An 11,930-nucleotide genomic window follows, 5' to 3' on the forward strand; every position below is an offset into this window, starting at 1 on the left:
ACCCGCCACTGCGTCCCTGATGCTGTGCCTGTGATGCAGCCCCCGCAGCAGCACCGGCGTTCTGCAGATGCCGAAATGGCGGGCCCGTTCCCGCCCGATCTGCACGATGTGCGGCACCTCAAGCTCAAGGCCGGCTTGCTGCTGCTGTGGGCGCTGGTGTCGTTCGGTGCCACCTACTTCGCCCGGGACCTGCAAGTGCTGGTCTTTGGCGGTTGGCCCCTGGGTTACTGGATTGCGGCGCAGGGGGCAGTGCTGGTGTTCATTGGCATTGTGGTGGTCTATGGCTGGGCCATGAACCGCTTCGAACGGCAGGATGCGGAGCGCCTCGCAGCGGATGCCGCAGCCCTTTCGGACGACGCGGACCGCCCCCACGGCTGACCATGGCTGAAAACAATTCTTCCGACACCGACCGGGCCTATCTGTGGCGGTTGCACCGCATCCTGGCGCTGTATGTGACCGGGGTGCTGGCCTTTCTGGCGCTGATGACCTGGGCAGAGCACCAGGGGCTTTCGCGGCACTGGATCGGGCCGATTTTTCTTTTCCTCACGGTGATGGTCTACGCGGGCATCGGTGTCTATGGCCGTACCACCGACCCCGAGGAATACTACGTGGCCGGTCGGCGCATTCCGCCCATGTACAACGGCATGGCGGCAGCGGCAGACTGGATGAGTGCCGCATCGTTCATCAGTCTGTCGGGGGCGCTTTACCTGCAGGGTTTTTCCGGCACACCGGGGCAGGCCGGGGGGCTGGCCTATCTGCTGGGGTGGACGGGAGGCTTTTGCTTGGTGGCGATGCTGATCGCACCGCACCTGCGCGCCATGGGCCTGTACACCGTGCCCGATTTTTTCCATGTGCGTTTTGGCGGCCGGTGGCCGCGTGTGATTGCGGCGCTGGCGGCGGTGCTCTGTTCGTTCACGTACGTGGTGGCGCAGATTTACGGTGTGGGGCTGATCGCTTCGCGCCTGACCGGTGTGCAGTTCGAGATCGGCATCATGCTGGGCCTGGGCGGGGTGCTTCTGTGCTCCTTCCTCGGTGGCATGCGCGCCATCACCTGGACGCAGGTGGCGCAGTATGTGGTGGTGCTGCTGGCGTTCCTGATCCCGGTGTCCTGGCTGGCGTACAAACAATTGGGCAACCCGTTGGCGCCCGCAGTCTATGGCGCGCAGATCAGCAAGATCGCCGACCTGGAAGCGCAGCTGCTCGATTCCCCCGCAGAGCATCAGGTGGTGCAGACCTACCTGCGGCGCGCCCAGGATTTTGAGGCGCGGCTGCGTGATGTGGAAGGCGCCCTGGAGCGTGAGCGCGAGAAAGGGCGGGAGCGCATTCGCGCGCTGCGCACCCAGAACGCTGATGTAGGTTTGATCGTCACGGCCAGCCGCGAGCTGGCGGCCCTGCCGCGCGATGCCGCAGCGGCGCGCGAACGCTGGACCCGCGAAATGCGCGAGAACTACGAACGTGCGCGCCCCCTGGGCGGCTTGCCCCTGCACAGCCAGGCGTATGTGGGTGACCCGCAGGGCACGCCCGACGAGCAACGCGACTACGAGCTGACGCGCCGCAACTTCCTGGCACTCATGTTCTGCCTGATGGTGGGCACGGCAGGCTTGCCGCATCTGCTCACGCGCTACTACACCTCGCCCACGGTGTCGGCGGCGCGGGCATCGGTGGCGTGGTCGCTGTTTTTCATCGCCTTGCTGTACCTGAGTGCGCCCGCGTTGGCGGTTCTGGTGAAATTCGAGGTCATGCAAAACCTGGTGGGCAGCAGTTTCGAGGCTTTACCCACCTGGATGGCCCAATGGGCGCGGGTGGACAGCTCGCTGTTGTCGGTGGAAGACGTGAACGCTGACGGAATCGTGCAGTTTGGAGAGATCCGGCTGGGGGCCGACCTCATCATGTTGGCCACGCCGGAGCTGGGGGGCTTGCCCTATGTGGTGTCGGGCCTGGTGGCGGCTGGCGGGCTGGCGGCGGCGCTGTCTACCGCTGATGGGCTGCTGCTCACCATCAGCAACGCCCTGGTGCGCGACCTGTATTTTCAGGACGCAAAGCGCCAGGCGTCGCCGGAGCAGCGTGTGATTCTGAGCAAGTTTGCCTTGCTGTCCGTGGCCCTGTCGGCGGCATTTGTAGCGGCGCTCAAACCCTCTGAGATTCTGCCGATGGTGTCGGCGTCGTTCTCGTTGGCGGCTTCGGCCTTTGTGCCGGTGATGGTGCTGGGTATCTTCTGGCGCGGCACCACGCGGCAGGGGGCAGTGGCGGGCATGCTGGCAGGGCTTGGCGTGGCGGTGTACTACCTGCTGTCGCATGTGCCCGCCATGCGCGCGCTGCCCAGCTGGATGCTGGCAGACGGGCTGTGGTTTGGTATTCAGCCCGTCTCGGCCGGGGTGTTTGGCGTGCCCACCGGCTTGGTGGTGACGGTGGTGGTGAGCTGGCTGACCCGGCCTGCCCCGGCGCTGCCGCGCATCCGGTCCGAGATGTAGGGGGGGCTTGCGTTGGCAGGCTGGAGTACCCTGCCCGTGCGCCTGCTAATGGGTTATGCGTAAACCCCGATTACCAAGCCTGCGCAAACGTGAGAATCTGGGGCGTAAAAGCTTACCTGTCGGGGTGAGCTTCGGTAACACCACAATGGTTCAGCTCAAGGAGATTCATGGTTCTCGTCAAAACGCAGGCAGGGCAGGAAGCGCTCAAGGATCGGCGCGGTAGCCTCAGCTCACGCCAGCGCTCGGCTTTTATTCTTTTTGACGGAAAGCGCTCCACGGGTGAAATACTGGCGGCCACGGCAACCATGGGGATCACGCAGGAGGATGTCCAGGCCATGATTGCGCAGGGACTGCTGGCTCCGCTGCCGGGGCAGTCTCTGCCTGCAGCTTTTGCCGCCCCGCATGATGCGACGGCAGAGCCTGCACCGGCCACCGATCTGGGGACGGTGGCGTCGCCGCTGGAGGGCTCCGGGCGCTCACCCAAGGAGCGTTACCAGGCGGCCTACCCCATCGCCACCGAGCTGACAGCGGGGCTGGGGTTGCGCGGGTTCCGGTTGAATCTGGCGGTGGAAGGGGCGGGCAGCTTTGAGGATCTGGCGGCGCTGGCACCCAAGATCCGCGAGGCGGTGGGTGACGCCAAATTCAAGCGGCTGGACGAAGCGCTTTTTGATTGAGGCGCCCGGATCCTTTCCCCCGAGAGGCGCACCAGGTTCATGCGTGAAGTGCTGGCACAAAAAAGCGGCCCCCAGGCCGCTTTGTGTTTGGTGCGTCACAGGGCGCAGTGCTCAGCGGCCGACCTTGAGCAGTTCCACATCGAACTTGAGCGTGGCGTTCGGTGGAATCACGCCGCCCGCGCCGCGTGCGCCGTAGCCGAGGGCGGCAGGAATGATCAAGGTGCGCTGGCCACCGATCTTCATGCCTTGCACGCCTTCGTCCCAGCCCTTGATGACCATGCCCGCGCCCAGCGAGAACTCGAAGGGGTCGTTGCGGTCGCGGCTGGAGTCGAACTTAGCACCTTGCTCGCCGTTGTTGTAGAGCCAGCCGGTGTAGTGCACCGACACGTTCTGGCCCTTGGTGGCTTCGGTGCCTTCGCCCACGGTGGTGTCTTCGTATTGCAGGCCGGATGCGGTGGTGGTCAGTGCCATGGGTGAAATTCCTTGTTTGCTATTAAAAAAAGAGCTATTGGCGCTTGATGGTTAAGCGCTAGCAGCATTTTTGACCCCTATTTTAACGAAAGCCCCGCGCGGAGGTCCGGCGGGGCTTTTCCCTGAGTGGGGCGGGGGGGGCTGTTTGGCGTCAGGCTTTTTTGGCGCGGCCAGCGACCCAGCGGGTGGCGAAGGCCTGAACGTCCGACAGGCGCTTGAGCAGGTCGGCGCCCGAGGGGGTGACGGTGTAGCCGTCGCTGCCGTGGTCTACAAAACCGGCTTCGCGCAGTTCCTTGATGCGGGTGTTGAGCGTGTTGGGGGTGATGCCCCCCACGCTGTCCTGCAGCAGGCGGAAGGTCTGGGGGTGACCGTCCTTCAGGGCCCACAGCACGCGCAGTGCGTAACGGCATTCGAGCCGCTCGAACAACTGGTTGATGGCGGCATTTTCTTTGGAGCTCATGGACGCTTCTCCTCGCGCAAGTGTTGGATCAAATATTCATTCGGGTGGGCGAATGCCGGGCCCGGTGATGCGCTGAGACTATAGCGCGGAACCCATTTTGCTACAAGTTTGGTAGCTCAGAACGCACACCACACATGCGCTACACCCCGAAAAACCTGTGTTACAAGTCAAACTGTTGCGGTAGGGCCACGGTTCTGGGAGCCTGTAGGACTTGGAGCGTCGAAAGCGAAAAATGGACCGCTGCGGTCCATTCGCCATGCCTGACAGGCTCCTACGGTCATTCCTGACGGCCCAGCCCTGCCAGGTGGCTGACCAGCAACTGTGCGGCCGGGGCCAGCATCTGGGCGCTGCGGTAACAGATGGCGAAGCGCCGTCGGGCCCAAGGGTCGCTCAGTGGAACCACCCGGATGGGCGCAGTCTGGGCAAAAGGCAGGGCCACTTCGCGCGGCACGACACTGATGGCCAGGTTGGCCCGCACCACCCGAAGTGCCGCATCGAAGTTGGACACCAGCACCCGGTGCGCCAGCATCTTTCCCTCCACGGCCGCAGCGCGCGCCAGCAACACCTGCACGGCGCTCAGTGCGGGCATGCTGACGAATTCATGGTCCAGCACGTCGGCAAAACGCACGCTCTGGTGCTGGGCCACCGGGTGCAGCGCATGTGCCACCACGGCCAGGTGGTCGGTACGGTAGCCGCAGGTTTCCAGGCCTGTAAGGTCGGCCGCGTCCCAGCAGATGCCGATGGAGGCACTGCCGTCACGGATGCCCTGTACGACGTCCGGGCTCACGCGCTCCTCCAGGCTTACCTGGATGTCGCGGTGCGCCGGGTCTTGCAGAAAAGCGGCCACGTCGTCTGCCAGTGATTCGGCCATCACCGAGGCCGTGACCAGCATGCGCACATGGCCCCGCGTGCCGGTGGCATAGGCCGCCATGTCGCGTTCAATCTGGCCCACGCTGGCCAGCATGGTGCGCGCGTGCTCCAGCAGGGTTTCGCCCGCCGGGGTGGGCACCACGCCACGGCGTTTGCGCAGTAGCAGCGCCGTGCCCACCGTGTCTTCCAGCTGCGCCAGCCGCTTGCTGATGGCCGAGCCCACGATGGACTCCTGCTCGGCCACGCGCGCGATGCTGCGCTGCTCGCACACGGCGGCAAACAGGCGCAGGGTCTGCAGGTCCAGATCGCGCATGGGCTTGTCTCCAGGTGTTTGATATTCCTGTTTGGAATCATATGGCTTCCAAAATGTATTTTCTGATTCTGTTGGGAATTTCTAGAATCGACGGCAGAACACCACCCGCCGGAGACAACCAGTGCTGACCCCCTCTACCGCTTCCACCACCCCGGCGCGTGCCACCGTCCGCGAAGTGGGTCTGCGCGACGGCCTGCAAAGCATTGCCACCGTGGTCTCCACCGCGCACAAGATCGAATGGCTCAACGCCGCCTACGCCGCCGGCCAGCGCGAGATCGAGGTCGGCTCCTTTGTGCCCGCCCGCCTGCTGCCCCAGCTGGCCGATACGGCCGAGGTGCTGGCCCACGCCAAAACCCTGCCGGGCCTGGTGGCCTCGGTGCTCGTGCCCAACTACAAAGGCGCCGAACGCGCGCTGGAGTGTGGTGCCGACCTAGTGGTGGTGCCCCTGTCCGCCAGCCACGCACACAGCCTGGCCAACCTGCGCAAGACACCCGACGAGGTGGTGGCCGAGGTAGCCCGCATCCGCGCACTGCGCGACGCCAGCGGCAGCCGCACCTTGATCGAAGGTGGCGTGGGCACGGCCTTTGGTTGCACCTTGCAGGGCGAGGTGGCCGAGAGCGAGGTGCTGCGCCTGATGCAAGCGCTGCTGGATGCGGGCGCCGACCGCGTGAGCCTGGCCGACACCGTGGGCTATGCCGACCCGGCCTCGGTCGCCCGCCTGTTTGGCAAAGCGCGTGCGCTGGTGGGCGACCGCCTGGCCTGCGCGCACTTCCACGACACGCGCGGCATGGGCTTGGCCAACGTCTATGCCGCCTGGCAGGCAGGCATCACCCGCTTCGACGCCTGTCTGGCGGGCATTGGCGGCTGCCCGCACGCGCCGGGCGCCAGCGGCAACGTCACCACCGAAGACCTCGTGTTCATGCTGGAGCGCATGGGCATCGCCACCGGCATCGATGTGACTGCGCTGCTCGCGCTGCGCCAGCGCGTGGCCGGATGGCTGGCGGGCGAGACCCTGCATGGCACGCTGTGGCAGGCAGGGCTGCCGCAGAATGCCGCACCTGCCGCGCTGCACGAAGCAGCAACCGCCTGAACCCCTTTTCGGAACGCCCTGAACATGAACGACGACACACCCGCCACCCCACCATCCCCCCGCCTGCCGCTCGAAGGCCTGCGCGTGGTGGAGTTCACCCACATGGTCATGGGCCCCACCTGCGGCATGGTGCTGGCCGACTTGGGTGCCGAGGTCATCAAGGTCGAGCCCGTGGACGGCGACCGCACGCGCCACCTGCTGGGTGCGGGCGCGGGCTTTTTCCCCATGTTCAACCGCAACAAGAAGAGCATCGCGCTCGACCTGCGCAGCCCCGAGGGCCTGGCGGCGGCGCGCAAGCTCGCGGCATCGGCCGATGTGGTGGCGCAGAACTTCAAGCCCGGCGTGATGACCAAATACGGCCTGGACTACGCCGCGCTGAGCCAGCTCAACCCGCGCCTCATTTATGTCAACCACACCGGCTTTTTGCCCGGCCCGTATGAGCACCGCACGGCGCTGGACGAGGTGGTGCAGATGATGGGCGGCCTGGCCTACATGACCGGCCGCCCCGGCGACCCACTGCGCGCAGGCAGCAGCGTGAACGACATCATGGGTGGCATGTTCGGTGCCATCGGTGCCATGGCGGCGCTGATGCAGCGCGGCATCACCGGGCGGGGGCAGGAGGTGGACTCGGCCCTGTTCGAGAACAACGTGTTCCTGGTCGGCCAGCACATGATGCAGTACGCCGTCACCGGTAAACCCGCGGCCCCCATGCCCGACCGCATCTCGTCCTGGGCCGTGTACGACGTGTTCAGCGTGAAGGACGGCGGGCAGATCTTTTTGGCCGCCGTGAGCGACGCGCAGTGGCAGACCTTCTGCGATGCCATGGGCTATGCCGACCTGAAGGCCGACACCGGCCTGGCCACCAACAACGACCGCGTACGCGCCCGCCCCACGCTGATGCCCGTGCTGCGCGAGCGGCTGGCGCAGCACACGGCCGACGAACTGGCCGCGATCTTCGAACGCCACGGCCTGCCGTTTGCACCCATCCGCCGGCCCGAAGAACTGTTTGACGACCCGCACCTGCAAGCCACGGGCGGACTGGCAGACATCACGCTGCCCGATGGCGAACGTGCCGGGCAGACCGCGCAGATCACGCTGATGCCGCTGCGTATGGACGGCCAGCGGCTCGATGTGCGCTGCGACCCGCCCCGCCTGGGCCAGCACACGGCCGAGCTGCTGCAGGGCCTGGGCTACACGGCCGATGAGGTGGCGGCGTTGCACGCCGCCGGGGCCATCGCCTGATTTTTTGAAACCATCCCCGGGCATAGCAATGTGGCGCAGACCACCGCCCAGGGTTCCCTGACCACGACCGGAGACAAACCCATGCCACGCACCACCACTGCCCCCGCTTCACCCCACGACACGCCTGCCGCCCGCAGCGTGCTCACGCGCCGCCAGGCCCTCGCCACCGGCGCCGCCGCGCTGGGGGCTGTGGCCTGGGGCCTGCCCCGCCTGGCCCGTGCCCAGGGTGATGGCAAGCCGCTGCGCGTGATCCTGCCGCTGTCGGCGGGCTCGGGGGCCGACGGCGCCATCCGTGCCATCAGCACCAGCCTGGCCAAGGCGCTGGGCCAGCCCGTGGTCATCGAGAACCTGCCGGGCGCGGGCGGCATCACCGGCACCACGCAGATCGTGCGGGCGCCCAAGGACGGCTCGGTGATCGGCGTGGTGTCCAACAACCACGTGGTCAACCCCAGCGTGTACAAGAACATTCCGTTCGACTCGCTCGCCGACATCACGCCTATCACCATCATTGGCGCCACGCCCTTCGTGCTGGTGGCCCACCCCTCGGTGCCCGTCAAGACCGTGCAGGAGCTGATCGCGCTGGCCAGGGCCAAACCCGGCGTCCTCAACTACGGCTCGTCGGGCAACGGCACCATCCTGCACCTGGCCGCAGCCATGTTCGTGGACCAGGCCAAGGTGTCGATCCAGCACATTCCCTACAAGGGCATGGGCCCGCTCATGAACGATGTGCTGGGCGGCCAGGTGCAGCTGGCCGTGGTGGCGGTAGCGCCTGCGGCAGCGCACATCAAGTCGGGAGCGTTGCGCGCCCTGGGCGTGACCACGGCCAGCCGCGTGCCGTCGTTGCCCGGTGTGCCCACCATTGCGGAGCAGGGCTTGCCGGGCTACGAGCTCGACGGCTGGATCGCCCCGGTGGGGCCTGCCGGCCTGCCCAAGGCCGAGCTGCAACGCCTGTATGCCGCCTTCAAAGCCGCGATGGAAATGCCCGAGGCGCGCGATGCGCTCATCGCCCAGGGCTACGAAATCAAGCTCACCCCTCCGGAGCCAGCAGCCGCGTTCTTTCGATCCGAGGTGGCGCGCATGGCGCAGGTCGTGAAAAACGCCAACGTGACGATGGATTGACGCGGGGCTGCCGTGTGGGGTGCGGTTGCCCGAAGGGCGTAACGCGCCGTCGCCCCGCATGAGGTCGTCTGCCGGGTCAGGCGGCGCTCGGCCGAGCCGCAATTTGAATATTTTTGGACGCTAGCGCTTATGTGACAAGCGCTGGTAGCTATGTTTTTTATAGCTATTCATCAGCCCTGCGGTGCCGTCAGGGCGCGCTGCCCTGCCGGGTGGTGGTGAAGGTTCTGAAGCTGCGGCTGCTGGTGGCGCAGGCGGAACACCTCCACGGCCTCCACCAGCTGGCGGGCCTGGCCGCTCAGACTGCCGGCGGCGGCGGCGCTTTCTTCCACCAGGGCAGCGTTTTGCTGGGTGGTTTCATCCATTCGCACGATGGCCTGGGTGACGCGCAGCATGTCGGAGGTCTGGGCCGCGCTCGCCTGGCTGATTTCGTCCATGAGCGCGCTCACGCCCTGGATGGACGAGACGACTTCACCCATGGTGCTGCCCGCGTTCCGGGCGAGGTCAGAGCCGGCCTGCACGCGCTCCACGCTGGTCTGGATCAGCGCCTTGATCTCGCGCGCGGCGCTGGCACTGCGGGTGGCCAGGTTGCGCACCTCGCTGGCCACCACGGCAAAGCCGCGTCCTTGCTCGCCGGCGCGTGCTGCTTCCACGGCAGCATTGAGCGCCAGGATGTTGGTCTGAAACGCGATGCTGTCGATGACGCCGATGATGTCGGAAATGCGGCGTGAGCTGTCTTGAATGCCCTGAACCACCGTCACCATCTGCGTTACCACGTCGCCACCGCGCTGGGCCACCGATGCGCCGCTCTTGGCCAGCTCGCTGGCACGTTGGGCGTTGGAGGCGTTTTGCTGCACGGTGGCCTGCAGCTGCTGCATCGAAGAGGTGGTTTCGTCCAGCGACGAGGCCTGCTCTTCGGTACGCATGCTCAGGTCCACATTGCCTTGGGCAATCTCGGCGCTGGCACTGGCCACGCCCTCGGCGTTGCTGCGCACGCCCGACACCACGTTTTCCAGGTTCTCCTGCATGGTGCGCAGGGCTTCCAGCAGCCGCGCGGGTTCGTCCTTGCCATCGACCTCGATGGTGGTGGTCAGATCGCCGGCCGCCACCTTGTTGGCCACCGAGACCGCCACCCGCAGCGGGCGCACTACCGAGCGTGTGAGCAGCCAGCCCGCACAGCCGCCCAGGGCCGTGACCAGTGCCAGCGCTACCAGGCTGCTGATGAGCGCACGCCGCGCGCTCAGGGCCGCCTGCTCTGCAATGGTCGCGCTGCTGGCGGCCACCTGCTCGCTCAGTGCGGTGAGCAGCTTGGCCGGGCCCTGGTCGATGTCGGCCACGTCCGCGTCACCCGCAGAGGGCACAAAACCGAGCGACTGGAACACCTCAAAACCCTTGCGGTAGCCCTGTGCCATCTGCGCGTGGGCTTGGGTGAATTTCTGCAGCGCTGCCTTTTCCTGCGCATCGGTCAGTTGCGGCTCCAGCGCCTTGGCGGCGTCGGCCACCCGCTTTTCACTGGCCTGGAACGCTGCCCAGTGCAGTTCGCGCTTGCGCGAATCCTCACCCCGCAGCAGGGTGTTCTTCCACTCCTGCACCTGGGTCTTGAACTCGTTTTCCATGCGGCTCACCGCACGTTCCTGGGCCACGCGTTCCTGCACCGTGGTCTCGTAGGTGCCCAGGCTGCTGTACAGGGCCGCAATGCCGAACAGGGCAGCGCCCAGCAGGAGCGCGAGCACCAGGCCCAGTGCGGTGGCCATGCGTGCGCCGATGGAGTGGTTGGACATTTTCATCGGTCAGCTCCCAAGGTTGATCTCGGTTTTCCATCTTGCTGCACGTCGCCTGCAACCTGAAACCGGTATGGCCCGAGGGTGGCGCCCCGCAGCCGCACAGAGGCCTTGTTGCACTTCATGCCTTCAGCTTGAGCAGGTACACCATCACCCGTGCCGTGGTGAGGTCCAGTTCCATGAACTCTGCCAAATCCTTGCCTGTCAGCCAAGAGGGTTCCCAGCGATTGCTTTTGAGCGTGCGCAGCCAGGATTCGTGGGCGGTGGCGGCCTCCACGGCGGCCAGCATCTCGGCCATGCGGGCGCTGGGCACCCCTTTGCCGGTGAACACGCCCCGCCAGTTGGCCATGGTGGCATCCAGCCCCTGCTCGCGGAAGGCGGGCAGGCCGAAGGCGCTGCGGCGGGACGACACGCCGATGGCGCGCAGTTTGCCTGCGGCTATCGCATCACTGAATTCGCTGTAACCCGACAGCCCCACCGCCGCGTTGCCCGACACCAGGGCGTCCACCACCTCAGAGCCACCGGGGAAGGGTTTGTAGACCAGGTCTTCCGGCTTGGCCTTGGAGGCACGGGCCAGCACCCCGGCGAAGATGTGGTCCACCCCACCGGCCGAGCCCCCCGCCACCGGCAGGGCGCGCAGGTCGGCGCGCATGGCATCGGCCAGGTCCTTAGTGTTCTTGATGGGGGATTTGGCGGCTACCGCTGCCACCAGGTAATCGCTGGTGAGCCGGGCAATGGGCTGGATGTGGCTCATGTCCACGGCGGGCTTTTGCAGCGCCACGGCACCCACCATCACCATGCCGCCCATCAGCAGGGTGTTGGGGTCGTTGCCGTATTTTTCGGCGTATTTGGCCAGGCCGATGGTGCCGCCCTTGCCGCCAATGTTCTCGTACTCGATCTGGTCCGCCGCGCCCACCGCAGCCAGGGCCGCTCCCAGCGCGCGGCCCGTCTGGTCCCAGCCGCCCCCGGGGTTGGCCGGGATCACGATGCGCAGTGTGCCCGCCAGTTTGGGGGCCTTGGGGGCGGTGGGGCGGGCTGCCGTGGCGCTGGCTTGCGCCCATGCGGCCGGGGTCAAAGCGGTCCACGCCGTAGCGGCGAGTGCAGCATGTGCGAGTGCCTTGCGGCGGCTGAGGGGGGTCATGGGGTACCTCGTGAAAACGCGGGGGTGAAAAGCATGTCCTTCACGCAACCGGACAGCAGGGTCGGCTTCTCTGCGCAGCCTCACCGCAAGAGGGCGGCTTGCAACGCTGCAGGGAAGTCTCCCAATTTTTGATTGGACGTGGTGGCAATGGTCACCATCCAAGCTGTCAGTCTGCTGTCGGGAGTATCAGGGTAAACGCGCTGGGCCTTGCGCAACGGATTGGCCATGAAAAACGCCCTGCGCCGCAATTGCGGGGCAGGGCGTTGTACTGAACGAATGCTGGGGTTCAGTGTGCCGCTGG

Annotated in this window: 11 protein-coding genes; 6 read left to right on the forward strand and 5 right to left on the reverse strand. The window is 66.3% G+C overall.

Features of this window, described 5'->3' with window-relative positions:
* Window positions 1–33 precede the first annotated feature (33 nt).
* From ACODS0_RS24575 to ACODS0_RS24585, 3 genes are all read left to right on the forward strand, one after another.
* Complete coding sequence (locus ACODS0_RS24575; protein ID WP_055398688.1) at window positions 34–378, forward strand: DUF4212 domain-containing protein; 345 nt, start codon at window positions 34–36, stop codon at window positions 376–378.
* Between the two features lie 2 nt (window positions 379–380).
* Window positions 381–2,471 (forward strand): VC_2705 family sodium/solute symporter, encoded by a 2,091-nt coding sequence (locus ACODS0_RS24580; RefSeq protein ID WP_121505902.1) that lies wholly within the window; start codon window positions 381–383, stop codon window positions 2,469–2,471.
* Between the two features lie 167 nt (window positions 2,472–2,638).
* Window positions 2,639–3,145, forward strand: a complete 507-nt coding sequence (locus ACODS0_RS24585) for a hypothetical protein (protein WP_488837763.1) — start codon at window positions 2,639–2,641, stop codon at window positions 3,143–3,145.
* A 111-nt stretch (window positions 3,146–3,256) separates the two neighbouring features.
* On the opposite strand, the gene ACODS0_RS24590 is transcribed toward ACODS0_RS24585, so the two are convergent.
* The 3 genes from ACODS0_RS24590 to ACODS0_RS24600 all read right to left on the reverse strand — a co-directional run bounded on the left by ACODS0_RS24590 (window position 3,257) and on the right by ACODS0_RS24600 (window position 5,259).
* Window positions 3,257–3,616 carry an FKBP-type peptidyl-prolyl cis-trans isomerase gene (locus ACODS0_RS24590; RefSeq protein ID WP_121420623.1) on the reverse strand — a complete coding sequence of 120 codons (360 nt, stop codon included), beginning with the start codon at window positions 3,614–3,616 and terminating at the stop codon, window positions 3,257–3,259.
* Window positions 3,617–3,767: 151 nt separating this feature from the next.
* Window positions 3,768–4,076 carry a winged helix-turn-helix transcriptional regulator gene (locus ACODS0_RS24595; RefSeq protein ID WP_010464095.1) on the reverse strand — a complete coding sequence of 103 codons (309 nt, stop codon included), beginning with the start codon at window positions 4,074–4,076 and terminating at the stop codon, window positions 3,768–3,770.
* Between the two features lie 277 nt (window positions 4,077–4,353).
* Window positions 4,354–5,259, reverse strand: coding sequence for a LysR family transcriptional regulator (locus tag ACODS0_RS24600; protein ID WP_121420622.1), 906 nt, complete (start codon window positions 5,257–5,259; stop codon window positions 4,354–4,356).
* Between the two features lie 124 nt (window positions 5,260–5,383).
* On the opposite strand from ACODS0_RS24600, the gene ACODS0_RS24605 reads away from it, so the two are divergent.
* The 3 genes from ACODS0_RS24605 to ACODS0_RS24615 all read left to right on the forward strand — a co-directional run bounded on the left by ACODS0_RS24605 (window position 5,384) and on the right by ACODS0_RS24615 (window position 8,710).
* Window positions 5,384–6,349: a hydroxymethylglutaryl-CoA lyase gene (locus tag ACODS0_RS24605; protein ID WP_488837811.1), complete on the forward strand. Its 966-nt coding sequence runs from the start codon at window positions 5,384–5,386 to the stop codon at window positions 6,347–6,349.
* A 24-nt stretch (window positions 6,350–6,373) separates the two neighbouring features.
* Window positions 6,374–7,591, forward strand: coding sequence for a CaiB/BaiF CoA transferase family protein (locus ACODS0_RS24610; protein ID WP_487256124.1), 1,218 nt, complete (start codon window positions 6,374–6,376; stop codon window positions 7,589–7,591).
* 81 nt (window positions 7,592–7,672) lie between these two features.
* Window positions 7,673–8,710, forward strand: a complete 1,038-nt coding sequence (locus ACODS0_RS24615; RefSeq protein ID WP_487256123.1) for a tripartite tricarboxylate transporter substrate binding protein — start codon at window positions 7,673–7,675, stop codon at window positions 8,708–8,710.
* 170 nt (window positions 8,711–8,880) lie between these two features.
* On the opposite strand, the gene ACODS0_RS24620 is transcribed toward ACODS0_RS24615, so the two are convergent.
* Together ACODS0_RS24620 and ACODS0_RS24625 are read right to left on the reverse strand one after the other, a co-directional pair.
* Window positions 8,881–10,494, reverse strand: a complete 1,614-nt coding sequence (locus tag ACODS0_RS24620; protein WP_233559230.1) for a methyl-accepting chemotaxis protein — start codon at window positions 10,492–10,494, stop codon at window positions 8,881–8,883.
* 115 nt (window positions 10,495–10,609) lie between these two features.
* Entirely contained in the window at window positions 10,610–11,629 is a 1,020-nt protein-coding gene (locus tag ACODS0_RS24625; RefSeq protein WP_436129671.1) for a Bug family tripartite tricarboxylate transporter substrate binding protein, read from the reverse strand.
* Window positions 11,630–11,930 lie beyond the last annotated feature (301 nt).

Source organism: Acidovorax sp. FG60, assembly GCF_057808995.1.